This is a genomic window from Acinetobacter thutiue (assembly GCF_030385805.1).
In the GTDB taxonomy this organism is placed as follows: domain Bacteria; phylum Pseudomonadota; class Gammaproteobacteria; order Pseudomonadales; family Moraxellaceae; genus Acinetobacter; species Acinetobacter corruptisaponis.
In genome coordinates this window covers 759,087-784,063 of record NZ_JAUDZE010000001.1, presented here as the reverse complement: position 1 = coordinate 784,063, position 24,977 = coordinate 759,087, and the positions used below count along the sequence as shown (strand labels likewise).

General features: G+C 38.7%; 30 protein-coding genes. 17 read left to right on the top strand and 13 right to left on the bottom strand.

Annotated features, from left to right (window positions below; all coding sequences use genetic code 11):
- Positions 1 to 29: 29 nt before the first annotated feature.
- Positions 30 to 1,544: a flavin-containing monooxygenase gene (locus QTA56_RS03880; protein WP_267979627.1), complete on the bottom strand. Its 1,515-nt coding sequence runs from the start codon at positions 1,542 to 1,544 to the stop codon at positions 30 to 32.
- A gap of 155 nt (positions 1,545 to 1,699) precedes the next feature.
- On the opposite strand from QTA56_RS03880, the gene QTA56_RS03875 reads away from it, so the two are divergent.
- The 5 genes from QTA56_RS03875 to QTA56_RS03855 all read left to right on the top strand — a co-directional run bounded on the left by QTA56_RS03875 (position 1,700) and on the right by QTA56_RS03855 (position 7,673).
- On the top strand, positions 1,700 to 2,719 hold the full coding sequence (locus tag QTA56_RS03875) for an AraC family transcriptional regulator (RefSeq protein ID WP_267979626.1): 1,020 nt from the start codon (positions 1,700 to 1,702) through the stop codon (positions 2,717 to 2,719).
- 118 nt (positions 2,720 to 2,837) lie between these two features.
- Positions 2,838 to 3,983, top strand: a complete 1,146-nt coding sequence (gene zapE, locus QTA56_RS03870; RefSeq protein ID WP_267979625.1) for a cell division protein ZapE — start codon at positions 2,838 to 2,840, stop codon at positions 3,981 to 3,983.
- 293 nt (positions 3,984 to 4,276) lie between these two features.
- Positions 4,277 to 6,439 carry a malate synthase G gene (locus QTA56_RS03865; protein WP_267979624.1) on the top strand — a complete coding sequence of 721 codons (2,163 nt, stop codon included), beginning with the start codon at positions 4,277 to 4,279 and terminating at the stop codon, positions 6,437 to 6,439.
- A 70-nt stretch (positions 6,440 to 6,509) separates the two neighbouring features.
- The gene (locus QTA56_RS03860) at positions 6,510 to 6,992 is read left to right on the top strand and encodes a hypothetical protein (protein ID WP_267979623.1); all 483 of its coding nucleotides are present in this window, start codon (positions 6,510 to 6,512) and stop codon (positions 6,990 to 6,992) included.
- Positions 6,993 to 7,010: 18 nt separating this feature from the next.
- Entirely contained in the window at positions 7,011 to 7,673 is a 663-nt protein-coding gene (locus tag QTA56_RS03855) for an SOS response-associated peptidase (RefSeq protein ID WP_267979622.1), read from the top strand.
- Positions 7,674 to 7,735: 62 nt separating this feature from the next.
- On the opposite strand, the gene QTA56_RS03850 is transcribed toward QTA56_RS03855, so the two are convergent.
- Positions 7,736 to 8,200, bottom strand: coding sequence for a MarR family winged helix-turn-helix transcriptional regulator (locus tag QTA56_RS03850; RefSeq protein ID WP_267979621.1), 465 nt, complete (start codon positions 8,198 to 8,200; stop codon positions 7,736 to 7,738).
- A 700-nt stretch (positions 8,201 to 8,900) separates the two neighbouring features.
- A complete protein-coding gene (locus tag QTA56_RS03845; protein ID WP_267979620.1) occupies positions 8,901 to 9,764 on the bottom strand; it encodes an alpha/beta hydrolase family protein in 864 nt (287 codons plus the stop codon).
- A gap of 134 nt (positions 9,765 to 9,898) precedes the next feature.
- On the opposite strand from QTA56_RS03845, the gene QTA56_RS03840 reads away from it, so the two are divergent.
- Positions 9,899 to 10,354 (top strand): hypothetical protein, encoded by a 456-nt coding sequence (locus QTA56_RS03840; protein WP_267979619.1) that lies wholly within the window; start codon positions 9,899 to 9,901, stop codon positions 10,352 to 10,354.
- Positions 10,355 to 10,370: 16 nt separating this feature from the next.
- Here QTA56_RS03840 and QTA56_RS03835 read toward each other — a convergent pair whose 3' ends face one another.
- Together QTA56_RS03835 and brnQ are read right to left on the bottom strand one after the other, a co-directional pair.
- Entirely contained in the window at positions 10,371 to 10,631 is a 261-nt protein-coding gene (locus tag QTA56_RS03835) for a hypothetical protein (protein WP_004680924.1), read from the bottom strand.
- Between the two features lie 390 nt (positions 10,632 to 11,021).
- Positions 11,022 to 12,323: a branched-chain amino acid transport system II carrier protein gene (gene brnQ / locus QTA56_RS03830; RefSeq protein WP_267979618.1), complete on the bottom strand. Its 1,302-nt coding sequence runs from the start codon at positions 12,321 to 12,323 to the stop codon at positions 11,022 to 11,024.
- 354 nt (positions 12,324 to 12,677) lie between these two features.
- On the opposite strand from brnQ, the gene map reads away from it, so the two are divergent.
- Positions 12,678 to 13,475: a type I methionyl aminopeptidase gene (gene map / locus QTA56_RS03825; RefSeq protein ID WP_267979617.1), complete on the top strand. Its 798-nt coding sequence runs from the start codon at positions 12,678 to 12,680 to the stop codon at positions 13,473 to 13,475.
- A gap of 19 nt (positions 13,476 to 13,494) precedes the next feature.
- On the opposite strand, the gene QTA56_RS03820 is transcribed toward map, so the two are convergent.
- Entirely contained in the window at positions 13,495 to 14,415 is a 921-nt protein-coding gene (locus QTA56_RS03820; protein WP_267979616.1) for a LysR family transcriptional regulator, read from the bottom strand.
- 51 nt (positions 14,416 to 14,466) lie between these two features.
- A complete protein-coding gene (locus tag QTA56_RS03815; RefSeq protein WP_267979615.1) occupies positions 14,467 to 14,895 on the bottom strand; it encodes a guanosine-3',5'-bis(diphosphate) 3'-pyrophosphohydrolase in 429 nt (142 codons plus the stop codon).
- 79 nt (positions 14,896 to 14,974) lie between these two features.
- Here QTA56_RS03815 and QTA56_RS03810 point away from each other — a divergent pair, with 79 nt between their 5' ends.
- Positions 14,975 to 15,298 (top strand): hypothetical protein, encoded by a 324-nt coding sequence (locus QTA56_RS03810; RefSeq protein WP_267979614.1) that lies wholly within the window; start codon positions 14,975 to 14,977, stop codon positions 15,296 to 15,298.
- 56 nt (positions 15,299 to 15,354) lie between these two features.
- Here QTA56_RS03810 and grxD read toward each other — a convergent pair whose 3' ends face one another.
- On the bottom strand, positions 15,355 to 15,696 hold the full coding sequence (gene grxD, locus QTA56_RS03805) for a Grx4 family monothiol glutaredoxin (protein ID WP_004639270.1): 342 nt from the start codon (positions 15,694 to 15,696) through the stop codon (positions 15,355 to 15,357).
- A 164-nt stretch (positions 15,697 to 15,860) separates the two neighbouring features.
- On the opposite strand from grxD, the gene QTA56_RS03800 reads away from it, so the two are divergent.
- Positions 15,861 to 17,075 carry an aspartate aminotransferase family protein gene (locus QTA56_RS03800; protein ID WP_267979613.1) on the top strand — a complete coding sequence of 405 codons (1,215 nt, stop codon included), beginning with the start codon at positions 15,861 to 15,863 and terminating at the stop codon, positions 17,073 to 17,075.
- 65 nt (positions 17,076 to 17,140) lie between these two features.
- Here the strand turns inward: QTA56_RS03800 and QTA56_RS03795 are convergent, their stop codons facing one another.
- From QTA56_RS03795 to QTA56_RS03785, 3 genes are all read right to left on the bottom strand, one after another.
- Positions 17,141 to 17,572: a CBS domain-containing protein gene (locus QTA56_RS03795; protein ID WP_004758215.1), complete on the bottom strand. Its 432-nt coding sequence runs from the start codon at positions 17,570 to 17,572 to the stop codon at positions 17,141 to 17,143.
- A 137-nt stretch (positions 17,573 to 17,709) separates the two neighbouring features.
- Positions 17,710 to 18,087, bottom strand: coding sequence for a DUF2750 domain-containing protein (locus QTA56_RS03790; RefSeq protein WP_267979612.1), 378 nt, complete (start codon positions 18,085 to 18,087; stop codon positions 17,710 to 17,712).
- Positions 18,088 to 18,484: 397 nt separating this feature from the next.
- Positions 18,485 to 18,718 (bottom strand): SEL1-like repeat protein, encoded by a 234-nt coding sequence (locus QTA56_RS03785; RefSeq protein ID WP_004680917.1) that lies wholly within the window; start codon positions 18,716 to 18,718, stop codon positions 18,485 to 18,487.
- Positions 18,719 to 18,945: 227 nt separating this feature from the next.
- Here QTA56_RS03785 and QTA56_RS03780 point away from each other — a divergent pair, with 227 nt between their 5' ends.
- The 5 genes from QTA56_RS03780 (at position 18,946) to QTA56_RS03760 (ending at position 22,214) form a co-directional block, all read left to right on the top strand.
- Positions 18,946 to 19,308 (top strand): hypothetical protein, encoded by a 363-nt coding sequence (locus QTA56_RS03780; RefSeq protein ID WP_267979611.1) that lies wholly within the window; start codon positions 18,946 to 18,948, stop codon positions 19,306 to 19,308.
- A gap of 107 nt (positions 19,309 to 19,415) precedes the next feature.
- Positions 19,416 to 19,745, top strand: coding sequence for a hypothetical protein (locus QTA56_RS03775; RefSeq protein ID WP_267979610.1), 330 nt, complete (start codon positions 19,416 to 19,418; stop codon positions 19,743 to 19,745).
- Between the two features lie 119 nt (positions 19,746 to 19,864).
- Positions 19,865 to 20,986, top strand: coding sequence for a signal recognition particle-docking protein FtsY (ftsY, locus tag QTA56_RS03770; protein ID WP_267979609.1), 1,122 nt, complete (start codon positions 19,865 to 19,867; stop codon positions 20,984 to 20,986).
- A gap of 91 nt (positions 20,987 to 21,077) precedes the next feature.
- Positions 21,078 to 21,491: a hypothetical protein gene (locus tag QTA56_RS03765; RefSeq protein ID WP_267979608.1), complete on the top strand. Its 414-nt coding sequence runs from the start codon at positions 21,078 to 21,080 to the stop codon at positions 21,489 to 21,491.
- A 126-nt stretch (positions 21,492 to 21,617) separates the two neighbouring features.
- Positions 21,618 to 22,214 (top strand): nitroreductase family protein, encoded by a 597-nt coding sequence (locus QTA56_RS03760; RefSeq protein WP_267979607.1) that lies wholly within the window; start codon positions 21,618 to 21,620, stop codon positions 22,212 to 22,214.
- 86 nt (positions 22,215 to 22,300) lie between these two features.
- Here the strand turns inward: QTA56_RS03760 and QTA56_RS18255 are convergent, their stop codons facing one another.
- On the bottom strand, positions 22,301 to 22,567 hold the full coding sequence (locus QTA56_RS18255) for a hypothetical protein (RefSeq protein ID WP_411956079.1): 267 nt from the start codon (positions 22,565 to 22,567) through the stop codon (positions 22,301 to 22,303).
- Between the two features lie 458 nt (positions 22,568 to 23,025).
- On the opposite strand from QTA56_RS18255, the gene QTA56_RS03755 reads away from it, so the two are divergent.
- A complete protein-coding gene (locus QTA56_RS03755) occupies positions 23,026 to 23,460 on the top strand; it encodes an I78 family peptidase inhibitor (RefSeq protein ID WP_267979606.1) in 435 nt (144 codons plus the stop codon).
- A gap of 187 nt (positions 23,461 to 23,647) precedes the next feature.
- Entirely contained in the window at positions 23,648 to 24,211 is a 564-nt protein-coding gene (locus tag QTA56_RS03750) for an FxsA family protein (protein WP_267979605.1), read from the top strand.
- Positions 24,212 to 24,257: 46 nt separating this feature from the next.
- On the opposite strand, the gene QTA56_RS03745 is transcribed toward QTA56_RS03750, so the two are convergent.
- Positions 24,258 to 24,440 (bottom strand): hypothetical protein, encoded by a 183-nt coding sequence (locus QTA56_RS03745; protein ID WP_267979604.1) that lies wholly within the window; start codon positions 24,438 to 24,440, stop codon positions 24,258 to 24,260.
- Between the two features lie 239 nt (positions 24,441 to 24,679).
- Between QTA56_RS03745 and QTA56_RS03740 the strand changes: the two genes are divergently transcribed.
- Positions 24,680 to 24,937, top strand: a complete 258-nt coding sequence (locus tag QTA56_RS03740) for a hypothetical protein (RefSeq protein ID WP_267979603.1) — start codon at positions 24,680 to 24,682, stop codon at positions 24,935 to 24,937.
- Positions 24,938 to 24,977: the final 40 nt, after the last annotated feature.

Here is a 24,977-nt window from a genome sequence, read left to right as displayed (position 1 = left end):
ATAACCTGCTTATTATGGAGAATTATAGATTAGGCCGCATTGCTTTTTGCATTTATAGTGGTGCTAATAAAATTGTAATCAGCCACATTCACTTTACGAGTCTCTAACCAATATTTCCAGGTATAGGTTGGCCATAGGGAGAAGTTTTTGCCATCAGCCGCCTGATACCAACTACTACAGCCACCTGCTTGCCATACCGTACCTTTGAGCTGTTCCTGTACACGATCATTGAACTGATCTTGTATATCATGCTTGATTTCAACCGCCTGAGTACCTGTTTTATCAACGGTCTGGATCAACTGTAGAATATAGTTCACTTGTGATTCAATCATGAAAATCACAGAGTTATGACCTAGGATCGTATTCGGGCCGAGTAACTGGAACAGGTTAGGGAAGTTCTTGGTGGTAATGCCGTAATAACTTTCAGCGCCATCTTTCCACGCCTGTTTAAGTTCAATGCCATTACGACCGACACAATCAAAATGCTTTAAATAGATACGTGGATCGGTAATAAAGCCTGTACCATAGATCAAACAGTCAATCTGACGTTCTTTACCATCTTTGGTGATAATGCCATTTGCGGTGATTTCCTGAATACCATCCGTAACCAATTCAACATTTTTACGGTTAAATGTTGGGAAGTATTTGTTGGAAATCAAAATACGCTTACAGCCCATAACAAAGTCAGGCGTCAGTTTCCTGGCGAGTTCTTTATCTTTTACCTGAAAACGAATAAAGGCTTCTGCCAGTTTTTGTCCATATTTCATGATCTGTGGCTGTACAATAGGTACAACACGGGATTCATTGGTCCAGTACAGGCGAGTACGGTGAATTTGACGGTAGATATTAGATGCCTTAAACAAGGACTTGCTCAGTTGTGAATACTTACGTTCGTCACGTGGAATGACCCAGGCTGCGGTACGCTGGAACACATAAAGCTGTTTTACTTCTGGTGCAATTTCAGGAATATATTGAATGGCACTGCCACCTGTACCAATAGAGGCAACAGATTTACCACTTAAATCATAATCGTGTTCCCATTTTGAAGAGTGGAACACTTTGCCTTTGAATTTCTCAATCCCTTTAATGTGTGGAATTTGTGGAACATGCAGTGGACCAGAAGCAAAAATGACAAATTGTGCTTCAATTGTTGGCTGGTCTTTCAACTCTACAGTCCAGACATTACGGTTTTCATCAAATTCAGCATGAGTTACTTCATGATTAAACTTGCAGTAATCCTTAATTTTGTATTGTTCGGTAATATCCTGAATATAGCCAAAGATTTCATCTGCTTCTGCGTAACGTTTGGACCAGTCGGTTTTAGGTGCAAATGAAAGGGAATACATATGCGATTGAACGTCACATGCTGCACCTGGATATTGGTTTTCTCGCCATGTACCACCAACATCATTGGTCTTTTCCAAAATCACAAAATCATTGATTTGACTTTGTAATAGTCGAATTGCCATTGCCAAACCACCAAAACCTGCACCAATAATGGCAACTTTAGTTTTTTGAATCGCATTTTTGGTTACGTCACGCATCGTCCACGCCCTGCACAGCTAAATTTCGTGCAAGTTTAAAGGTTTTATCGAGATTAAATATGATTGTATAGACGCAGAACTTGATCATTTCGGCAATTCATTTACATGCTTTTTTATAGTACAACATTAAAGTTTTGAGAATTGCATTTGGAATTATGAAGAGATCTATCCTCGGATTAATGTATTTGATTCAAGGCATGCGTCATGTTGGTATTGATGTGGATACACGTCTGGCAAATATGGGCATACAGGCCGATGCACTTGATCCAGCTTCAATTATTCCAGATGAGATTGAATGGGATATCTTGCAGCATATTAGTCAGGATATTTCCCCTGAACAAGGTTTATTCATCGGCCAGCATTATGCTCTTGCAGGTTATGGTCCATTTTTAATGCTGCTTGTAACCAGTGACACACTCCATTCCGCTTTAAAAAATGGTGTGCGATTTCAACGCTTAACCCATTTATTTGGTTCATTACAATTAACAATAGACCAATCCTTAATTCATTTAAATTACCAGCCCATTGACTTGATGAGTCCATTGGGCCATCTCCGAGCACAATGTGAAATCTCGGGTACATATAAGTTTTTACAGGATATTTTTAAGATGATGGGGCTGGAAATTCCCCACATTAAAATTGAATTGCCATTTAAAAGGCCAAAAGACTTGGCATTGATGGCTGCCTATCAGGACTATTATGGGCAGGATGTTAAATTTGAGTGTGAACAAGCTGCATTCATTCTGGATAACATTGATATTCTACAAATTAAAGTGCCCTCCGCAGATACATTGACCTATCGGGTATATGAGGAAAAATGCCTACAGGATCTGGCAAGGCTGGAGAAGAATGAGAGTCTCAAACTGACTGTTGTCGAATATGTTGAAGATTATCTGGAAATGCAGAATGGAGTGATTCCAACCATGGCAGAAACGGCCTGTGCACTGAACATGCCTGAGCGAACCTTAAGGCATCAATTGCAGCAAATGCAGACCAGCTATAAGGAAATTCGGGAAAGGCTGATCAAACAAAAGGCATTAAAATTTATTGAAAATAGTTCGTATTCAATTGAACAGGTGGCCGAAATGTTGGGATATTCTGAACCTGCGGCGTTTAATCATGCCTTTAAAAGATGGTTTGGACAAAGCCCTAGACAATATCATCGAAATAGCTAAATAATTAAAAATGGTAGATTATGATGTTTAAACAGCATCATAATTAAGCCTAAAATCTAATGCCTTTGAACAGAATGTTCGATATAATTTTCACCAATTAAAATTGCAATAAGTCCTTATGTCAAATTCTAAACCAGACTCACATAGCACTGCATTTATTCCTACATCACCTGCCGAGCGTTATACTCAAGCACTTGAGTCAGGTCAGTTTATGCCTGATGAAGCTCAGGCTCAGGCAGTGCAAGAGTTGGATCGAGTATGGAAAGAATTACTCACGCGTTATAAAGCATCCAAGAAAGCGTTTCGACGTTTCCGTCGCCAAACCTATCCGAGAGGGGTTTATATGTGGGGTGGTGTGGGGCGTGGCAAGACATGGTTAATGGACCAGTTTTATGATGCTGTTCCATTCCGTCGCAAAACCCGTATGCATTTCCATCACTTTATGCAATACGTTCATAAAGAATTAAACAAGCTGTCAGGCCAGCGTAATCCCCTGGATTTGGTCGCTGATCAAATTTATAAAGATGCAGTTGTGATTTGTTTTGATGAATTCTTTGTATCGAACGTGACAGATGCAATGATTCTCAGTGATTTATTTCAGAAACTATTTGAGCGCGGTATTACCTTGGTTGCAACCTCTAATATTGCACCAGACGGTTTATACAAAAATGGGATTCACCGTGATCGTTTTATGCCAACCATTGAACTGGTACAAAAAAACTGTGTGGTTTTAAACGTTGATGCAGGTGTGGATTATCGCTTACGTGTATTGAAACAGGCACAATTGTTTAAACATCCATTAAGCAATGATACACAATCATGGATGTTTGAACGTTTTCAATCGCTTACACATACTCAAACGCTGTCTAATACACCCATCATGATTAATAATCGTGTGGTTGAGACTCTAGGGCATACAGAAGATGTATTGTGGTGTGAGTTCTCTGAATTATGCTTCAAGCCACGTAGTCCAGCAGACTTTATTGAAATTGCCAATATTTACAATACCGTATTGGTCAGCAATATTCCGCATTTGACCGATTTCCTGTCAGAAGGAACACGACGCTTTATTTATCTGGTCGATGAGTTCTATGACCGTGGTGTGAAGCTGTTGCTGACTTCTGAAGACTCGATTATTGAACTGTATAAAGGCCAGAAACTAGCATTTGAAATTGAACGGACACGCTCACGCTTGCTGGAAATGCAGTCGGATGACTACCTACATTCTGAACATCGACAGATACAGGTTGCAAAAACCTCATAAAATTAGAAAGACATTCTTCGGAATGTCTTTTTTTATAAATTTAGATAGAGAAAGCTTTATTCTTGTTTGAATTTTGCTATAAATAAAGTCGTTTAAAAATGTGAGGACATTGCAGGCCTAAACTGTAAGTACCCAGGAATTTGATTTTTTGATAAAGAGATAAAGTTGCGCTTGTCAATACGTCTTATAGAGAAAATGCTTACTATTTAGGAATGTGATATTACTATTCAGGCTAGTATAAATCGGTATACTAGGAATCTTGTTATAAAAAGTTAGCACCATCAGGAAAGACAATGACTGTACGTATTCAACAAGGCAAGCTAGTGATTGCTAAAGAACTTTACGATTTCATCGAAAATGAAGCTTTACCAGGATCTGGTTTAGATAGTGAAACTTACTGGAAAAACTTCGAGCAAGTCGTTGTCGATCTTAGCCCAAAAAACAAGGCATTATTGGCTAAGCGTGATGAACTACAAGCCAAGATTGATGAATGGCACCGCAATAATAAATTTGAATTGAATGCCTATAAAGCATTCTTGACTGAAATTGGTTACCTGGAACCAGAAGTTGCGGATTTCCAGGTGACGACTGAAAATGTGGATGAAGAAATTGCTTTATTGGCAGGTCCACAGCTAGTTGTACCAGTACGTAATGCACGTTATTGCTTAAACGCAGCCAATGCACGTTGGGGTTCTTTATACGATGCGCTTTATGGTACAGATGTAATTTCTGAAGAAAACGGTGCGGAAAAAGGTAAAGGCTATAACCCAGTTCGTGGTGACAAGGTTATTGCATTCGCTAAAGATTTCTTAAACCAAACTTTCCCGTTGGCACAAGGCTCACATGCTGATGCAACTCAATATGCGGTTGATCACAATCGTCTGGTTGTGACTTTAAAAGATGGTTCGACCACTTCTTTGGCGCATGAAGCACAATTTGTTGGTTTCAATGGTGAAGCCGCAAACCCAACTGAAATCGTTTTATTAAATAATGGCCTGCACGTTATCATTGATATTGATGCAAACAGCCCAGTGGGTAAAACTGATGCTGCTGGTGTAAAGGATTTAACCCTTGAAGCGGCAATCACAACCATTCAGGATTTGGAAGATTCTGTTGCGGCTGTTGACGCAGAAGAGAAAGTTGAAGGCTACCGTAACTGGTTGGGCTTGATGAAAGGTGACTTACAAGAGTCTATCGAGAAAAATGGTAAAACCATTACGCGTGCCTTGAACAAAGACCGTACTGTTCAAAACTTGATTGGTGGCACTACAACTTTACATGGTCGTTCATTGATGCTTCTTCGTAACGTTGGTCATTTAATGACTAACCCAGCGATCCTTGTAGAAGGTGAGGAAGTATTCGAAGGCATCATGGATGCGTTGGTAACGCCGTTACTGACAATTGCTGATATCCGTGGTCAAAACGAAAACCACAACTCTCGTAAAGGTTCAATGTATATCGTTAAGCCAAAAATGCATGGTCCAGAAGAAGTTGCATTCGCAGTTGAATTGTTTGAGCGTGCAGAACAGGCACTTGGCTTGCCAGCGAAGACGCTTAAAATCGGGATTATGGACGAAGAACGTCGTACCTCTGTAAACTTGAAAAACTGTATTGCTGCTGCAAAAGACCGTACTATTTTCATTAACACAGGCTTCATGGATCGTACAGGTGATGAAATCCATACTTCTATGGAAGCTGCGCCTGTTGTTCGTAAAGAAGCGGTTAAGACCCAAAAATGGATTGCATCTTACGAAAACCGTAACGTTGCGATTGGTTTGGCGTGCGGCCTACAAGGTAAGGCGCAAATTGGTAAAGGCATGTGGCCAAAACCAGACAGCATGAAAGATATGTTGGCGACCAAAACTGCACATCCAAATGCGGGTGCTTCTTGTGCATGGGTTCCATCTCCAACAGGTGCGGTACTTCATGCATTGCATTACCATCAAATCAACGTGAAAGCACGTCAGGATGAGTTGGCGAATGAAAACATGTTGTCTCTGGATGACTTGTTAACACCACCATTTGCTCCAGAAACTAATTGGACTGCTGAAGAGTTGAACAATGAGCTAGAAAATAATTGTCAAGGTATCTTGGGTTATGTAGTTCGTTGGGTTGACCTGGGCGTAGGTTGTTCTAAGGTTCCAGACATCAACAACGTTGGTTTAATGGAAGACCGTGCAACATTGCGTATTTCCTCTCAACACGTTGCGAACTGGTTGCGTCACGGGATTGTAACGCGTGAACAGGTTGAAGAAGTGTTGAAGCGTATGGCTGTGATTGTTGATCAGCAGAATGCCAATGATTCACTTTATACACCAATGGCACCTAACTTTGATGGTATCGCGTTCCAAGCAGCTTCTGACCTGATCTTCAAAGGCGCTGAGCAACCATCAGGTTATACAGAGCCATTGTTACATGCTGCACGTTTAAAACTTAAAGGTTATACAGGTGATTAATATTACCTTTTAGGCCAATAAGAGGTATCTAGTTGATAGATACCTCTTTTTTTATAAATAGAGAGAAAAAATGTATTTTTGGAATACCAATAAATTAATAGATGATTTGAAAAATGAGCGTTTAGCTGATAGAGATTATAAAAACTATTATTTGGTCAGTGCTTCTGTTACTTTCTTGATGATGTTCGCTATGCGTTTTTCACCTGTTGTTGATATTGTACCTAGCACTATCGATACGATACTTACCATCATAATGCTGCTCATCGCCGTGAACTTTTGTTTTACTGCAAATGGTGGAAATCATGGAAAGCAGTTTCTTAATCGTTTAATTTGTCTTTTTTTACCTATTGGTGTGAAAATGCTTTTAGCTTATTTGCTATTTTTCGTTTTCATAATAGTTGCTTTAGTTTTTGCTGCAAGATTTATTGAAGCTAATCAAATTCTGGAACTGATAGTACCTTATCAAGGCTGGGTAACTTTATTGGTTTCGGTGTTTATGCAAGTAATTATGTATTGGCGTTTTTATGTTGCTTTTAAAAAGATTAATAACTAAAAATCCGTAGGCCCGAAGATGTGTGCGAATTTCAAACCTCTAACTTTGCAACAGCTACAGCAATTAGGTTTGCCACAAATTCCGTTTGAATATCTGGATGAAGTTTATCCAGGTTATAAAGCTCCTTTATTGTTTAAATCTGAGCATGGACTGGAGTGGCGAGAAGTTTTATTTGGTTTAGTACCAAAGTGGGCAGAAGATATCAATATTTCAAAACATACTTATAATGCTCGACACGAAACCATTTTTCAGAAGCCCAGCTTTCAGGAAGCCGCCTATAAATGTAAGTTTGGTGTAATCCCTGTTACTGAGTTTTATGAAAGTAAATATTTTGATAATAAACCCCAACGATGGGGAGTGCGCCGTAGAGATAGCAAGGTTTTCTTTATCGCTGCACTTTACGAAATCTGCAAAATAAATGGTGAAGTGATTCGTTCAGCAACAATGCTGACAATGGATGCGATAGACCACGCTATGATGAAAGAATTTCATGAACCAGGTGATGTAAAAAGGTCAGTTGTGGTGATTCCACATGAGCGTCTGGATGATTGGCTAAGCCTGAAACAGCCGAATCAAATGTTCCAGTTTATGCAGGGATTTCCAGTGGAAGAGTTTGAATGTTCCCATGTACCTAAAGCCAAGATAGAAAAAATTACTCCACAACTCAATATATTTGATTGATATAAATTTTCTATGCCTAGAATAAAAAAAGCTTCATTGTTGAAGCCTTTTTTTATGGGAAATTAGCGCGCCAAGTTCTTAAACATATGTTTGAGAATTTCCATGGTTTTCTCAATCTGTAATGGTGTTAAGCCATCAAAGGATTGCTCTAAAATAACAGAAGTGAGGTCATTGATCTTGGTGATCATTTCCTGACCTTTTTCGGTTAAATAAACGCGGGTAATTCGACCATCTTCTTTACAGGAATAAGTCTCAATAAATCCCTCATCCTTTAAGCGGTAGACAATTTTTGTTGTCGTCGACATTTTAGAAATGACCATATCTGAAAGCTCAGACACACTGGCATGAGGTTTTACATGTAATGCAATGAGAATGCGGCGGCGAGAGTTATCTAAACCATACTTTTTAAGTACATTGTCAATGTTTTGAACATATTGGGCATTTACTTGAGAAATCCAGTAAAAAGGGAAGTCTTCCAAGTTAAACGAGTCGGCTGTAGGTAAAAAACGCGCATATTTTTTAGGCATTACTTATTTCCTATGCTTGTTGCATTGAGTTATATTGAATAACTCCAAGATTCCATGAAATGTCTACAATTTACCTGTTAGAAAAACCATGAAATCTGATCTTTCTATCATTCCATTTATAACAAATCTTCCTAAAGAAAGCTTTACACTCTCTTTATCATGAATAAGTAAACATCATATAAATCGTATTAAACTGTTATGAATGATGACCTTAGTTACTCATTAGCTCCAATTGTGTTTTACAACTTCGCTATTTAGCTGATTTGTAGAACAGTTGTATTGTAGAAAATAAATACAAATTATAACGTGACTTTTTTGCAAAAATTTCTGTCTAAAATGTCATAAATATACGAAATCAATATATTTATAAAATAAATAATACTTGGAAAATGTGTTTATTCAATCATTTGAATTGAACATTTGGTTAAAATATAACATATCAAACACTTGGTGAAAGTTGAATAAATACATTCTTTATCACATTCTTCGGGTAATTTTTAAACTTTCATTTTTGAGAAAAGAATATCATTGTAGTTAAATTAAAATATGATGGATTATTTTTAATAAAACTAACAAATAGTTTTGAAATTGCTTTATGAATGTTCAAGAAATTTTATGTGAAATAGAAAAAGACGCATCTAAACAGGATTACAGGTTTAGATGCGTAAAAGCGTATATATTGTTGAGATGAAGTGTGTTGTTAATTCAAGTTTTTCAATTCATCTTCTAAAATTGGCCAGAGTTTCTGATGGGATTTTTTAAACATCAGCATATGTCCAATCTGTTTATAGCCATGTTGTTGAGGGTTGAGTTCAATGAGCCTGGTTTTTGCATTGGGATAAAGACGCAGTAAATCCTCAACATTTGCCTGTGTCGCAATTTCATCATCCGAGGCCCAAAAAGAGGTAATAGGGCATTGAATTTCCTGATGATAGTCATCAAAAATGCTTTTCCCAATCGCATTCATCACATAGCCAGGTTTGCTACAGAATTCTGCCCATTGCCTTGCCACATTTTTTGGCAAGTTTTCTCCCATACCGATAAATTGGGTTGCGCCATAGCCCTTGAAAAAGCTGGAAATAGGAAAAATAACATTAAACATCACAGGGGCGAGCAGCTTGGTTTTACCTTTTAAGCCTTTTACATGGCCTGTTGAGCCAGCAATTGCCAGAACCTTGGCAACTTTACTATAGTTGGGATTAACGCCAAGAAGCTGACCACCAGCACTATGCCCAATAATAATGACTTTTTCTGCCTGGGTTCGGTTCAGCAAAGCATCAATTGCCGCTGGAATATCAAGTAGTCCCCAATCATTGATACTGGCTGTTGAATCTTTAAGTGCTCCATGTAGAGATTGACCAATACCACGAAAATCAAAACTTAGAACCTCATAGCCTTGCTGACTCAACCACTCTGCAAAAGCGTGGTAAAAGGTTTTGGTAATCCCTGTCGCAGGACAAATGAGAATAGGATATTGCTGTTTATCATTTTGTGCAGGATAAAACTGAGCTGCAAGTTGATAACCATCTTTACAACTGATCCAAAATGATTCAGGGCTATTCATGAGCGAGCTACTCTTGTATTTGCATATTTCTACTTTACACAAGTTCCAAAAAGAAACTGGTGTAAAAAATGACTTAAAAGTCAATTATTATGTAATATAGAACCCTAATAGGAAGCTGATTTACAGGATAGCGGATGTTTGCTTTAACTCAAGCGACTGAATTGTCGATTATATTTAGTGGAATTTTTCTTTGGGTGGGGATGCTAACAGGAGTATGGAAATATTATCAAATTAGAAAAACGGAGCTTGCACGGGCACATTACTATGTAGATATTGCTCATCGAAGCAGCCTACTTTATGCCGCCGCCAGTTTAATCTTGGCTGCATTGAGCTATTTTACAGTTTTGTCTGATATGTGGACTTTAGCTTGTGTAATTGCAAACCTGTTCTTTTTTGCGATGTCCATCCTGACCTATATCATTCATGGATTGTTGAAAGATACCACCAATCAGTTTAAACAGCCTCATCAATTAGGTCAGTGGGCCATTCCAGCCTGGTGCATGACGTTAATGATGTTAAGTTTAATTATTGTTGAACTGGGTGCTACAGCGATTTTATTATTTGGAACAATTGCAAAATTTTTAAACTGATATAAAAAATGGATGATTAATCATCCATTTTCTCTAAAGAATTCTTCTGTCGATCAATATTTACCTGTCGACACTTTCGATCAATAATTCCCCACGTACAGAAAGCCATAGAGACGACCATTGCATAGGCAAAATATTCAGGTTTTAAGTTACCCATAATAGTGCCTTGAAACAACAACGTTGCCATTAGGGCAAGTGTTGTAATTGCATAAATGCTCGAATCAGTGGTCTTCAGAGTGTTAATGAAGACTTGCTTGTTGAAATGTAATGATAACATCTCCATCCCTCCTTGTGGTGATGACAAAACTTAAGTGTTTTAGTCAGAATTATTCTTTAAGTTGTACTGCTAATTCTTGAGTATTTCAATAGCTAAATTCAATATTTTTTAGATTAATTTATTAAATACATTGATTTTTATAACTTTTAAGTATTTTAAATGTGAATTTGTAGTATTTTTTGGTGAAATGATGAAGCATTTTTTTACATTTTGAAAGATTTAGAATTTTAACATGATGAATAATATTGCTATTTTTACCTTTTTATAGACTTAACATATCTTAAAAAATAAAGATTTGTCGTAAACAGAAAATGCACATTGGATAAAGGGACATTCTTTGTATAGCTAAAATGATGTCTGGGTAAAACATCGTTTTAACGACAAATCATTTTAATTCTTGCTACCTGATAATCGGTCAATTGCAATTGCAATCATAAGAACGGCACATGATGGAAGTAACCAGGCAAGGTTTTGTTCACTTAATGGCAAGTGATCAATAAATTGTGGTAACTTTTCTGTAAAACCAGCCGCTTTAATTGCCTCTACAATACCGAAAAGGAAAGCGATGGCGGTGACTGAACCTACAATCAGCGATGGCTTGTTCCAGTGTTTCCAGAAAAAGCTAAGCATGATCACCACGATTGCTGGCGGATAAATTGCACTTAATACAGGAACGGAGAACGCAATCAGTTTGGTTAAACCCAAGTTGGAAATTAACAGTGAAAACCCAATCAGGATAAAAACCAGTAATTTATAGGGTAAACCAGTTAATTCATTAAAATACTCTGCACATGCGCAGGTTAAGCCAATCGCAGTGACCATACATGCCAGAAAAATTAATCCAGTCAGGAACAATGAACCCAGATCGCCAAAGGCATGCTGTACATAGGCATGCAGGATGACTGCACCATTATCTGCATTTGCCGCGACTTCATGGCTACCTAAACCCAGTTTAAACAGACTGATATAAACAAGGGTTAAACCTACACCTGCAATCAAGCTGGCGATAATTGCATATTTGGTTATCAACTTGGAATCAGTTACTCCACGGGACTGAATGGCCTGAATAATCACAATACCAAATACCAGCGCTCCTAAGGTGTCCATGGTCAAATAACCGCTGACAAAGCCCTCGGAAACTGGACTGTTGACATAATGGTTAATCGGTGGAGAGATATAACCTGTCGGAATGGCAAAGGCTGCGATGCCCAGTACTGCAAGTGCAACAATTTTTAATGGTGCCAGTACGTGTCCGACGGTATCAAGCAGTTTATTGGGATAAAGGGAAACTGCTGCGACAAAGGCAAAGTAAATCACGCTGTAGATGAACAGGCTACTGCTGGATGTGCCAAAATATGGCGCAAAACCAATTTCATAAGACACGGTGGCGGTACGTGGCGTTGCAAATAATGGCCCTACAGATAAATAACAGACGATGGTCAGTAATAAACTTGCAAAACGACCTAGTGGGGAACTGATGACCTCAATTGAGCCTTGCATACGTGACAAGGCCATGATAGTCATTACAGGGAGACCAACTGCGGTGATTAAGAAACCAAATGCAGCGAGCCATACATGTTCACCAGCCTGCTGGGCAACAATAGGTGGGAAAATAATATTGCCTGCACCAATAAACAGTGCAAAGGTCATAAAACCGAGGGCAATAATATCTCCTGTACGAAGATGGTTCATAAAAGGGAGGTGCAAAATAAAAGTGCGGATTTTAGAATAAAAATGCTGTCATTTGAAATCAAATTTATGTGAAAAACGGTTTATTTTTGTCTAAAAAGAAATGATTAAAATCATGGGATTATCTTTGGTAAACTTAATTGTTTGAAAAGGTTTTAAAAGTAAAAAATCTGGTTTCTTCTACCTTTTTCCTATGATGCTGATCGAAATGAAATGTAAAATAAAAAGTGTCTTTCAGTCGTAAAAAGATTGAAGATTTGAGGGCTGAGGCGTAAAACTATTGAAATATTGAATGCAGTATAAAAAATGGCTCTGCATTGCGAAATTAATTTGATTTTTACATAAGGAATATCTCGAATGAGAGCTTCTACTGTGACCATTAAAACGGAACAAGATATTGAAAAATTGCGTATCTCGGGTCGTTTGGCGGCACAAGTTCTGGAAATGATTGGTCCTTATATAAAGGCTGGTGTTTCAACTGAATATTTAGATGATATATGTAATGATTATATCATCAATACTTTACAGGTTATTCCTGCCAATGTGGGTTATCACGGTTTTACCAAAACAACCTGTATTTCTGTCAATGAAGAAGTATGCCATGCCATTCCTTCTCCCAAAAAGATTTTGCGGGAGGGCGACATTCTAAACATTGATGTGGCAGTGATTAAAGATGGTTATTTTGGCGATACCAGTCGGATGTACTTTGTAGGTGAACCAAGCCCTGAAGCCAAAAAATTAGTTGAAACGACTTATGATGCAATGTTGGCAGGTATTCGTACGGTCAGGCCTGGGGCAACATTAGGCGATATTGGCTATGCGATTCAATCTGTCGCGCAGGCTCAAGGCTATAGTATTGTCCGTGAATATTGTGGGCATGGTATTGGACGTGTTTACCACGAACAACCGAATATCCTGCATTATGGTCAGAAAGGTCAGGGCATGGTATTGAGAAAAGGCATGGTCTTTACCATTGAACCGATGGTGAATGCAGGTAGGGCGCAGGTGAAAGAGTTAAGTGATGGTTGGACGGTGGTTACACAGGATAAATCTCTTTCTGCCCAATGGGAACATATGGTTGCAGTGACAGAGGATGGTTTTGAATTACTTACCCCTTGGCCAGAGGGAACTGGGCATTATCCTGCTATTTCATAAATACAGCAAAGGCCCGATATTAATCGGGTCTTTTTATCGTAGAACATAAGGTAAGTTGTTCAACCAGATAGTCAATAAATACACGAACCGCTGGCAGTAAACCCCGACGTGATGGATAAACTGCATGGAAGATTCCATGTGGAGCAGTCCATTCAGGTAAGACTTTCACCAATTGGCCTGTTTTAATAAAACCCTGCGCAATGCTGTCAGGCAGTAAGGCAATCCCACAATTCTGACTGGCTAATTCTGCCAACATCAACAAGTTCGAACCCATAATCACAGGGTTGACCTTGATTTTCTTTTGCTGATGATCTGGACCTGACAGTAGAAAATGCTGGTCAAGATGCTCTTCAGCCATGCTGATAATACGATGTTCAGTGAGTTGTTCAGGTGTGGTTAAATGACCAAACTCATTTAAATAGGCCTGGCTGGCAAAAAGTCGCTGTTCAATGGCTTCAAATTGTCTTAAAACCAGATTCGGATCATCGTCCAGTTTGGAGCGCACACGCAACGCCAAATCAATGCCCTCATTAATGACATCCACACGGCGATTACTGACCATCATCTGCACACGGACTTCAGGATATTTTTTTAGGAAAGCTGGCAATATTTTTGCCATTTGATTCTGGGCGATATCCACAGGAACACTGACCTTGATGACACCACGTGGCTGACTGCTTAAATGGTTCACCACATCATGGGCAGCTTGTGCTGCATTCATCATCACCTGTGCATGACGATAGACATCCATGCCAATGTCTGTCACAGCAAAATGGCGTGAACTACGTTGAATGAGACGGACACCCAGTTGTTCTTCAAGGTTGTAGACCCGACGGCTGAGTTTTGATTTAGGAATGTCTGTTGCACGTTCAGCAGCACTAAAGCCGCCATGCTCAACCACAAGCGCAAAGCAATAAAAATCATCTAAATCAGTCAGCATTACGCTATGAACTCCAGCTTCTTGTCATTCAGTTTGGTAGAAACGTGATTATTAAACATTTTGGCCTAATAAAATATCCCGAACCTGTTTATATTCGTTTAGTCGCTCAAAGTCTTTGCTTGTTGGCGATGAAATCCGAGACAAGTCCATATTGTCATTGATATCTGCCAATTTCACAACACGCGCCAAAGGGTTTTGTACAGTCCGTTGAGCGGCTTGTATTCGTGACTCACCTTTTTGTTTGGTCAGTGCAACGATTGCTTCGATAATATGTGGTTGGAATCCTAGTGCTTGTAAATCTTCGATGCTTGTCTCAGTATCTTCTAAGACATCATGTAGCACAGCAATAATCTTATGTTCAATGCTGGGTACATTTAGCATGACTCTCAATGGATGTAAAATATAGGGTACATTGGCTTTATCAACTTGGCCTGCGTGTTGTTTTGCTGCAAATGCAATGGCTTGTTCAAGGGTTGCCATCAGCTAAATCCTCCTATTCAAGATAGATTAGCGTGTCATATTCTTTTAAACTGACTGAAATCCTTTATGCTTTATTATTATGTCATATCAACTCATCAATATTGTCGATGCTACCCAGAATATTTTATGTCCATATTGCCAGCATGCTGTTTTGGACTGGGAGCAGGAACAATATATTCAGCCTTGTGAACATACTTTGTTTATGGCGATGGATTTGGGTTTTGAATTTATTGCAGACCGTTTTGAGGATGTTTTAACACAGTCCGTTGATGAAATTCATGAAGATCCAAACATGAATGTTTTTATGACTGTGACGCAGGCAAACTATCTTGAAATGAAAATCTATAAGGCAGATTTGGGCGTGGAGGGAATGTTCCGCTATGTTGGTTTTAGTAAACAGTAAGGTGTTTAAGCAATTAAAAAAGCCAATCATTTGATTGGCTTTTTGCTTTTTACAGCTTAGGCTTCAGGCGCTGGGCTGTACTGCTCAACCAATGGCTTTAACTCACCATTCTGGAACATTTCAAGCATGATGTCGCTACCGCCAATGAGCTCGCCATTGATCCATAACTGTGGGAAAGTAGGCCAGTTGGCAATTTGAGGTAAAGTTGCACGAATATCTTGATTTTCTAAGATATTTACATAGGCAAATGGACGACCAATTTGGCTAAGTGCTTCTACTGCACGCGCAGAAAAACCACATTGCGGGAATTGGGGAGTGCCTTTCATGTAAAGTAAAACAGGGTGTTTCGCAATTTGATCACGAATTAACGCTACTGTATCACGCGCTTGTTCCGTCATAGATAGATCCTCAACTAATCTTGCCAAATTATATACTGAAAAACAGTTTACGAGCTATTGTTAAAGATTTTTCTTATATAAATGTGAGTTTATGCTTTCAATCTACGCAAGTTTTTGCTTATATAACTTTTTTCCACTACAACTAATGATAGATTGAGTTTGTTATGACTAATATCACTCTTGCTCCTGTACAACCTGATCAACCAACACACCTTATGGCAACTTATGGTCGCCAGGCGATCAGCTTTGTACGAGGACGAGGGGCGTATCTATATACGGCGGATGGGACAGAATATTTAGATGCCTTGACGGGGATTGCCGTATGTGGATTGGGTCATGCTCATCCTGTGATAGCGGAAGCGATTGCTGAACAGGCTGCAACCTTGATTCATACCAGTAACTTATTTGAAATTCCTTGGCAAACTGCTGCTGCCCAGAAATTGGCAGAAGTTTCTGGGATGGAAGAGATTTTTTTCTCCAATAGCGGTGCCGAGTCAAATGAAGGCGCAATTAAAATTGCCCGTAAGTTTGGTGCGCAACAGGGGATTGTCAATCCAAAGATTTTGGTTGCTGAACAGTCTTTCCATGGTCGTACCTTGGCAACCTTGTCTGCGACAGGCAATAAAAAGGTTCAGGAGGGTTTTGCGCCCTTAGTTCAGGGTTTCATCCGTGTGCCATTTGGGGATGTGGAAGCGATTCAGGAAGCGGCAATCCATCATCCTGATATTGTTGCAATCCTGATTGAACCCATTCAGGGTGAGGGTGGAGTCAATACTGCACCCCAAGGCTTTAGCTATCTGGAAGAAGTCCGTGCTTTATGTAACCAGCATAACTGGTTGATGATGCTGGATGAAATCCAGACTGGAAATGGGCGTACAGGTAAATATTTTGCCTATCAACACACCAATATTGTTCCTGATGTAATGACCACAGCCAAAGGTTTAGGCAATGGTTTCCCAATTGGGGCGGTGATGACCCAGGGTAAAGCGGTCGGTTTACTGGGTGCAGGCAGCCACGGGTCAACCTACGGTGGCACAGTGTTGGGCTCGCGTGTGGTATATACAGTATTGGATACACTTGAAAAAGAAAATGCGGTTGCAAATGCTGCCACTGTCGGTGCCTATATCGTGGATCAACTCAGAGAGCAACTGGCTGGCCACAATGTACAGGTACGTGGTTTTGGTATGATGATTGGTATTCAACTACCAAAAGACTGTGCTGAACTGGTTGCGATTGCGCGTGATCAGTATAAATTGATTATTAATGTCACGGCGGGTTCCGTGGTTCGTTTGTTACCACCACTCAACATGACTCAAGCTCAGGCAGATGAGCTGTTGCAACGTCTTGTTCCTGCAATCCAGAACTTTTTAAAAGCATAGTGTTGGGTTATTAAGAATAAAAAAAACAGGGCAGTGAATTGCCCTGTTTTTTTATGGTTAAACAATTAACCAGAGATATATTGTTGAAGTTGTTCAATCAGGATGCGTTGGTCTTCCATTGCCGCTTTAACCAAGTCACCAATTGAGATAAAACCCACCAGCTTTTCTTGATCCAGCACAGGTAAATGACGTAAATGGCGATCGGTCATGAGCTGTAGACATTCCTCTACCGTATGGTTCAGGCCGACTGAAATGACCTTGGATGTCATAATGTCCGAGACAAGGGTACTTTCCGATGTACGTTCCATCAAGGCGATCTTACGGGTATAGTCACGTTCAGAGAAAATTCCAACCACTTTTTCATCTTCTGCAACCACCAGCGCACCCACACCTTTGTCTGCCATAATTTTAATTGCTTCAAGTACAGTCGCATTTGGTGAGATTGTAAAAATTGATTGTACTGCTTTATTCTTGATGACTTGAGCAACGATTGTCATTGTTTATCCACCTGTGTTGTATTGTCATTTTCATTTAACTTAACGGTATTTGTTTTAATTGCAAAGTCCTAATTGAGCCACAATGATAACTTTTTCTCATGAATGTTTAAAAAGTCATCACTGTAACAATGGAAACTTTAGGCAGTCGCTACAGGTTGATGCTGCATAAAAAAGAAATGCTGCATTTGCTGTGTTGAAAGCTTGAATTTGCGATGTGACGAGTTAAATAAAGCAGGCTCAACTTGTAGGCGGGTTAGGGTTGGCAATAAAGATTCATGAAAATCTTTTGGTGTGATTTTTCGTGGTGTGTAATTTTTCCAATGCGCCTTGGCATAACGATGCGCTTGAACACCATTCAGCCAGAAAGGAAAGACATGACCGTCCTGATCAGATTTGATTGCCCAGCCTTGATGATATAAACCCCAAAGAACACCGCAATACATCATTGTTTTTAGAATTGAAATCTTAATCATCAACTCACGTGATACTGGTTGAAAGTGGTTAAACCGATACATATTATTAAACTGATCTTATTTAAACTTATGTTTTATTATAAGAAATTTAGATGTCATTTATGTTTAAACAATTCATCTAAATCGTAAGCAAATATTGTATGTATTAAGAAAATGCAAAATAGTAAGATAAAGTGATTGATACTTTGATGAGATTAACACTTTGGCGTGTATAAGATAAATGGAATGTAAAGTGACGAACGATTACATAGGATAAAAAAGATAGGAACGGATTTTGCGCAGGCATTAAAAAGCGGTACTGAGAAAGTCAAAGCATTTAAAGCTTTGACACAGAGCTAAGATAAACGAAGTGTATAGTCTGCTTTATCATAAGTATTAAAAAACGCCACCTGAGCAGATCAAAGCGATTAAAGCTTTGATGTAGCGCAAGGACGTTTCTTTATGCTTGTAGGGTTGCCATCTTCTGCCAATACTGTGCTTTTAGGGAATCACGTTCGACTCGGAAGCCTTGATAATACAACTCTGCCAAAAATAATGCCGCTTTGCCGTGACCTGCTTTCGCTACTTCTTCAAGCTCTTTCACTGCATCCTGAAAGTTTTTTTGTGATTGAATTGTATTTACCGCATTGGCATATACATGCTCTAGTTCATGGTGTGTAAAATGTTGAATCATATAATAACTCCTTATTTTAATTATGATTACCGCAAATTCTATTCAAAGAAACTCTACTTTGAATTTAAGCTACTTTAACTTTGAATTGTTAAAGTATTATGACAAAATTGATTGAATTGTCAAATATATTGCGTGTCATTTCGTAAATAAAAGCTTACACGATTAAACATTTGTCGCAAATAATTTTAAGTAAAATCAAAGTGAGAATAAGAGAAAAGGAGAACAATATGTCAAATGTAATTGATGGTGTAAGCATTGATGTTCCACCATTAGAGAGCCAGATTATCACTTTGGCTCATCATCACCGTAAATTACTGGATGAAGCCATTTTCCATCAGGAAATTCATCTTGGTGATTATTGCTTGGCCCAGCGCAAGCGTGTCTATGATTTTGCCAGCCATTTAAGCCCTGAGCAAAAGGATCGCTTTTACAAGATTTATGATGGCGAGCTAAGAAATATTGCCGATGATGATGAATTGCACCCAGCCGATGCAGAGAGCGGTGTAGGGATGTTTGCAATTTTTATTACCTTAGTGATCATTGCTTTTATTCTATATTTCGCTTTTGTCCGTACCTTGGTTAATTATTGATAAAGTTTCTGGACGTTCAATAAGTTGTTTCATTGTGACTTATTGAACGTTAGGCTTGTCCTTAATGAACCAGACACATACACTACTTCATAGCTTTGAGGTAAGTTATGTTGTCTTTATTTTCTAAACATCAGGTTTTAAAGTCTCGGTTTGGGACAAAAGTCGATCAATTTTGTAATATTCTGGTCGCAGTAATACTTTTTTTAATTTTTATCGTTGCCTATAATGCCTTGCAACGCCCTGTCAATATAATGCAATATCAACAGGTTATTCAGTTTTCACAACAAGCCAGCCATCCCAGAACACAGCACATGGCGATAGTTATTTTAAGACATTCCAGTATTCGTCGCGTAGACTACCTAAAGCTTTTGAATGCCTATCAATTTGAATCAAACCGTATTAAACAATATCCAGCAATGAAACAAGAGGATGAGTAAGTTTTAATCGACTCATTTTTATTTATAAATGAATGATTTGGCCCAGTCGGGAAAAAGAAAACAATTTGTGCTAGACTGTCAATCTTTTTAAAAAGCTGCTTTATTCTCAAGGAATCGACATGCAACAGCAATCGAATATGCAAAATAAATTCTTGATAGATGCTGACATCGGTGATGATGATGTCACATTACCGAGTTTACCTGCTGTCGATGTTCCCATTATTGAGCCAGTTGTAAAAACCACAGTTGAAACATCTGCACCTACTCCTGTAGAACAACCATCAACGCCAGTCGTTGAGGAAGATGACACAAAATCCACTGGTTTCTTTGGTCGTATGAAAGATGGCCTAACCAAAACCCGTCGTAGCTTTACCGATGGTATGGTCAATATCCTGATTGGTGGTAAAGAAATTGATGATGAACTGCTGGAAGAGGTCGAAGAGCAGTTACTGGTTGCAGACATTGGTGTAGATGCAACCAAAACCATTATCGCCAATTTGACGGAAAGAACTGCACGTGGAGACCTGATTTATTCACATGCACTGTATAAAGCTCTACAGGAAGAACTGGTTGCCTTACTTGCGCCACGTGTAAAGCCCCTGCATATTGACCCGAATAAAACGCCTTATGTGATTTTGATGGTGGGTGTAAATGGTGTGGGTAAAACCACGACCATTGGTAAGCTTGCCAAGCGTTTACAGGGTGAGGGCAAGAAAGTCATGCTTGCTGCGGGCGATACGTTCCGTGCAGCAGCGACTGAGCAATTACAAATCTGGGGTGAGCGTAATGACATTCCTGTAGTGGCTCAAGGACATGGGGCGGACAGTGCTTCAGTAATTTTTGATGCATTTGAAAGTGCACGTGCCAAAGGCATTGATGTACTGATTGCGGATACCGCAGGGCGTTTACAAAATAAGGCCAACCTAATGGAAGAGCTGAAAAAGGTTAAACGTGTTATGCAGAAGATTGACGTAACTGCACCACATGAGATCATGCTGATTGTAGATGCGGGTACAGGTCAAAATGCCATTAATCAGGTTCAACTCTTTGACGAAGCAGTGGGTTTAACTGGTATTACCATTACCAAGCTGGATGGTACAGCCAAAGGTGGTGTGTTATTCAATATCGCAAGCCGTACTCATGTGCCAATTCGTTATATTGGTGTGGGCGAGAAGATTGATGACTTACGTCCTTTCTCCGCTAAGTCTTTCGTTGCTGCGTTGTTTGAGACGGATAAGTAATTGCCGTAAATAAGGAAGAAGCTTTTACAATGAGGCTTTTTCCTACTTTAATTGAGAAAACACAGATAATTAATAAAAAATGAGGGCGACCATGGCCTTAGATAAAGAGCAAGCTAACCGTCTAGCAGAACAAATTATTCAGCAAGCGGAGCAGCAAAACATTACCGCGCGTAATAACAAACGAATATATATTCCGTTAGTTTACCATTTCACACCTTTGATGAAGCTAGAGCCTTATCAACAAGAAGATGTGTTGTTAAAAGCAAGAGAATTGGCACTTGATCATCCAATATATCAAAAAGTTCTTTATGTATATTCTTTGTTTATATTACATTTTTTGATTTATATAGTGAAAACATCAGATTTCATTACTCGCTTTGATATCTATATTACAATGTTACTATGCTTGGGTTTAGTTCTATTTGAAATTTATCGAGGATACTTAGCACATCATTATGTATTGAAAATATTAAATACTTATCCTAAAACAGATCAATTAAGTTGATTTTTTTAGTTGTTTCAAAAATAAAACGATCTGTCATATTTTTTAGTCTATTCCAAAAAAATGTGTCGTTATACACTACATTCAATCCAAGATAATACCCAAAGAGCACAAAGTAGGAATAACAACATGAGTAACTTCTTAAATAGTATTAAATCACGCCGTACCATTTATTCAATTGGTAAAAACCTTTCAGTTGACCAGGCAACAATTGAAGAAACCATTCGTGAAGCTGTAAAACACAGCCCATCATCATTTAACTCACAGACTTCACGTGTAGTGACTTTATATGGTGAGTCTCATACGAAATTCTGGGAAATCGTACGTGAAACTTTACGTAAAATGGTGCCAGCAGAAGCTTTTGCAAATACGAGTGCAAAAATCGATAGCTTTGCAGCAGGTTTTGGTACAGCACTATTCTATGAAGATCAGGATGTTGTAAAAGGCCTACAAGAGCAATTTGCATTGTATGCTGATAATTTTCCAGTGTGGTCAGAACATTCAAGTGCAATCGCTCAGTTTGCAACCTGGACTGCATTGTCTGAAATTGGTGTAGGAGCTTCATTACAACACTACAATCCAATCATTGATGCTGAAGTGGCTGAAAATTTTGATATTCCAGCAAACTGGAAATTACGTGCCCAGCTTGTATTTGGTTCCATCGAGGCACCAGCAGGTGAAAAAACTTATATGGACGATGCAGCACGTTTTAAAGCCTTTAATTGATTTGAAATTAGTAGTAAAAAAGAGCACCTTAGTGCTCTTTTTTCTATGTTATTAAGTATTAAAAAAGGACTGTACTAGATGTACTTTCATTTGGCTTTTCGCCAAATAAATATACAGGCTATACGGATCAACAAAGAGGGAAGTTTCGCAAATATTCTGATCATCAATTGTTTTGCAACTTGAATCTCGTGGACTTCATCTCCTGTGATTTTAAAATCAATCAGTAATCCATTCGCGTCAGTTGCAAGACGTATTTTTGTTGTTCGTCTACCGCATGATCGTCCAATTGCCTGCTCGAAACCATGCTGAACTCTACTTGCATGCTGATGCAAGCATATGCAGCTTCCGTCAATAAATATTCATTCCTGTTCCAGAATGCCTCTTAATCTAAAAAATATCCCATAATCCATTATACTTGTCCAGCGATTGAAGCGATTATAGGAGTTTAGGACTAAGTTCCCGAGGAATATCATGCCATGTGGCATCTGTACGTAATTTCCACAAGATGGCTTCCATAATATTTCTACTATTCCTTGAACAGTAACAATCATGCAACCATGTTGTATCCTGAATTTTCTGCCAAATATCATCGGTGATAAGAGTACATTTTATTGAATAATATAGAAATAAAAATAAATTTAAGAGATATTTTAATTCTTTAAAAATAATTCCTCTAATGAGGATACGTCCTAGTACAACCCCAAAAATTATTAAATTAAATATAGTGTGAAAAATATCTTATTGTTTCAAATAATAGACATAATAATTTGATTTATTTGTTATCTTTACATTTTTGCAAGAATATAAACTTATGAAAAAATTTCTATTTTTAAGTTTAATCCTGACTTCACTTACAGCGTGTTCATCTACTCCAGATAAAGAGTTCACTCCACCAAAAATTGGTATGGCAAATCCAGCAAGCAAGTTTTGTGTAGAGCAGGGTGGCCAGTTAGAGATCAGAAATGAAGCCAATGGTCAGGTTGGCTATTGTAAGTTGGCCAATGGTCAGGTTGTTGAAGAATGGGAATTCTTCCGTGCTAATCAACCCAAATGCTTGGCGGATGAAGCACGAAAATTGATTGGTCAGTCAGGTTTAAGTGAAGAACAAATCAAGCAAAAAACCAAATCTGAAATTGTTCGTAGTGTTGGGCCAAACCAACCAGTCACAATGGATTATCGGGAAAATCGTGTGACGGTGACCATTGATCCACAAACTAAAAAAATCAGCAATGCAAGCTGTGGTTGATCTTTAAAGAAAGCCTAAGCTCTCAATTAGTGATGATTTAATTGGGAGCTTTTTTATGCAGCTCACACTAACAGCACTTGATAAATTGAAAAAAGTACCCATCAACTTATTTATTGAATTCATTTTATGTATTGTGTCAGCCTAATTGACCAGTATTTTGCACAAGTTTTTAATTTTGAGATTTGACATGAATCTACTTCTTATCGTGGTATTTGGCACAATTGCTGAAGTTTTAGTATGGATTGGCGTGGGCGACCTCGTTGGAAGTATGTGGTATGTCTTTTTCTGGTTCATCATTGCATTTTTCATTGGTCTGAACCTTGTTCGCTCAAGCACCTCCAACATTATGCCGCAATTACAGCAAATGCAGATGACTGGACAGCTTGGGGGTGATCCAGCAGTAACCAAGAAGCTGGCAATTGCAATGTCTGGTTTTCTGCTAATGTTACCAGGTTTGATTTCCGATGTACTGGCTGTACTGGTGCTTATTCCAGCCGTTCAAACTGCTTTCCGCAATGCACTCATGAAAACGATGGCGAAGCGTCAACAAGCCATGATGGATCAAATGATGGGTGGAATGGGCGGCGGTGCGGCTGGTGGACAGAATCCATTTGCTGATCTTATGCGTCAAATGCAGGATATGCAAAATCAGCAAGGTGGCGGGCAATATCGTGATTCAACTGTTATTGACGGGGAAGCACGTGAAGTGAAACCTGAGCAGAAGAAAATTGAATTTAAAGATGTGAATTAATTAGTGTTAATTTTAATAAAGGCACACTTTCAAACAGTGTGCTTTTTTATGCCCTATTTTTAGATGGGCTGTCCTTTTTTTGCTCTGGCTGGGTATGTTGGTCTGTTTCTTTTAAACCAGCACGATATTGGTTTGGAACCAGTGTCGTTAATTCATTTTCAGATTGTTTGTATTTACGAGTGCGGTTTGCACGTTCGCGAAATCCACCCTTGTTGATCAATTGAGTCATAACCATGTGTCCGAAATGATTAAAAATGTATTCTAGCAAATGCTGTGCAAGATCAAAATAATATCGTTTCTAATACGTTTTTTAGAACAATGCACTCACAAAACTGACATAAAATTTTGTTAATTTGAAAGAACTGGTTCAGAAACTCGGTTGTATTCTCATTTTTTTTCTCATAGGATAAAACTGTGACAGTAAAAGTTGCTGTGAAAAGAAAATAAAAAATAATAAAGGAGGAATGAATGATGTTATACCAATATCATTGTGCATGTTGTGACAAGGTTGTCGCCTCAACAGATAAGGAGTGTCCTTACTGTGGTTCTCAGCATATCCGAAGCCCGTATGGCTTATGGATGTTCTGTTTGGCTGCCTGTTTTGCGGTTGTGGTCATTGTAAAGCTTGCACATTTATATTCACAACATCATCAAGAGGAACAGCCTGTACAAAAAACATCATTGTTTGAAATTTTTAAACAGGACAATACCGATTCAAGCAGATAGTTGATGAGTATAAAAAAGCTCGCGATGAGCGAGCTTTTAA

What these genes read in the sequence shown, in the direction of transcription:
- QTA56_RS03880 (WP_267979627.1), bottom strand. Translation starts at nt 1,544, where the DNA reads ATGCGTGACGTAACCAAAAATGCGATTCAAAAAACTAAAGTTGCCATT.
- QTA56_RS03875 (WP_267979626.1), top strand. Translation starts at nt 1,700, where the DNA reads ATGAAGAGATCTATCCTCGGATTAATGTATTTGATTCAAGGCATGCGT.
- zapE (WP_267979625.1), top strand. Translation starts at nt 2,838, where the DNA reads ATGTCAAATTCTAAACCAGACTCACATAGCACTGCATTTATTCCTACA.
- QTA56_RS03865 (WP_267979624.1), top strand. Translation starts at nt 4,277, where the DNA reads ATGACTGTACGTATTCAACAAGGCAAGCTAGTGATTGCTAAAGAACTT.
- QTA56_RS03860 (WP_267979623.1), top strand. Translation starts at nt 6,510, where the DNA reads ATGTATTTTTGGAATACCAATAAATTAATAGATGATTTGAAAAATGAG.
- QTA56_RS03855 (WP_267979622.1), top strand. Translation starts at nt 7,011, where the DNA reads ATGTGTGCGAATTTCAAACCTCTAACTTTGCAACAGCTACAGCAATTA.
- QTA56_RS03850 (WP_267979621.1), bottom strand. Translation starts at nt 8,200, where the DNA reads ATGCCTAAAAAATATGCGCGTTTTTTACCTACAGCCGACTCGTTTAAC.
- QTA56_RS03845 (WP_267979620.1), bottom strand. Translation starts at nt 9,764, where the DNA reads ATGAATAGCCCTGAATCATTTTGGATCAGTTGTAAAGATGGTTATCAA.
- QTA56_RS03840 (WP_267979619.1), top strand. Translation starts at nt 9,899, where the DNA reads ATGTTTGCTTTAACTCAAGCGACTGAATTGTCGATTATATTTAGTGGA.
- QTA56_RS03835 (WP_004680924.1), bottom strand. Translation starts at nt 10,631, where the DNA reads ATGTTATCATTACATTTCAACAAGCAAGTCTTCATTAACACTCTGAAG.
- brnQ (WP_267979618.1), bottom strand. Translation starts at nt 12,323, where the DNA reads ATGAACCATCTTCGTACAGGAGATATTATTGCCCTCGGTTTTATGACC.
- map (WP_267979617.1), top strand. Translation starts at nt 12,678, where the DNA reads ATGAGAGCTTCTACTGTGACCATTAAAACGGAACAAGATATTGAAAAA.
- QTA56_RS03820 (WP_267979616.1), bottom strand. Translation starts at nt 14,415, where the DNA reads ATGCTGACTGATTTAGATGATTTTTATTGCTTTGCGCTTGTGGTTGAG.
- QTA56_RS03815 (WP_267979615.1), bottom strand. Translation starts at nt 14,895, where the DNA reads ATGGCAACCCTTGAACAAGCCATTGCATTTGCAGCAAAACAACACGCA.
- QTA56_RS03810 (WP_267979614.1), top strand. Translation starts at nt 14,975, where the DNA reads ATGTCATATCAACTCATCAATATTGTCGATGCTACCCAGAATATTTTA.
- grxD (WP_004639270.1), bottom strand. Translation starts at nt 15,696, where the DNA reads ATGACGGAACAAGCGCGTGATACAGTAGCGTTAATTCGTGATCAAATT.
- QTA56_RS03800 (WP_267979613.1), top strand. Translation starts at nt 15,861, where the DNA reads ATGACTAATATCACTCTTGCTCCTGTACAACCTGATCAACCAACACAC.
- QTA56_RS03795 (WP_004758215.1), bottom strand. Translation starts at nt 17,572, where the DNA reads ATGACAATCGTTGCTCAAGTCATCAAGAATAAAGCAGTACAATCAATT.
- QTA56_RS03790 (WP_267979612.1), bottom strand. Translation starts at nt 18,087, where the DNA reads ATGTATCGGTTTAACCACTTTCAACCAGTATCACGTGAGTTGATGATT.
- QTA56_RS03785 (WP_004680917.1), bottom strand. Translation starts at nt 18,718, where the DNA reads ATGATTCAACATTTTACACACCATGAACTAGAGCATGTATATGCCAAT.
- QTA56_RS03780 (WP_267979611.1), top strand. Translation starts at nt 18,946, where the DNA reads ATGTCAAATGTAATTGATGGTGTAAGCATTGATGTTCCACCATTAGAG.
- QTA56_RS03775 (WP_267979610.1), top strand. Translation starts at nt 19,416, where the DNA reads ATGTTGTCTTTATTTTCTAAACATCAGGTTTTAAAGTCTCGGTTTGGG.
- ftsY (WP_267979609.1), top strand. Translation starts at nt 19,865, where the DNA reads ATGCAACAGCAATCGAATATGCAAAATAAATTCTTGATAGATGCTGAC.
- QTA56_RS03765 (WP_267979608.1), top strand. Translation starts at nt 21,078, where the DNA reads ATGGCCTTAGATAAAGAGCAAGCTAACCGTCTAGCAGAACAAATTATT.
- QTA56_RS03760 (WP_267979607.1), top strand. Translation starts at nt 21,618, where the DNA reads ATGAGTAACTTCTTAAATAGTATTAAATCACGCCGTACCATTTATTCA.
- QTA56_RS03755 (WP_267979606.1), top strand. Translation starts at nt 23,026, where the DNA reads ATGAAAAAATTTCTATTTTTAAGTTTAATCCTGACTTCACTTACAGCG.
- QTA56_RS03750 (WP_267979605.1), top strand. Translation starts at nt 23,648, where the DNA reads ATGAATCTACTTCTTATCGTGGTATTTGGCACAATTGCTGAAGTTTTA.
- QTA56_RS03745 (WP_267979604.1), bottom strand. Translation starts at nt 24,440, where the DNA reads ATGACTCAATTGATCAACAAGGGTGGATTTCGCGAACGTGCAAACCGC.
- QTA56_RS03740 (WP_267979603.1), top strand. Translation starts at nt 24,680, where the DNA reads ATGATGTTATACCAATATCATTGTGCATGTTGTGACAAGGTTGTCGCC.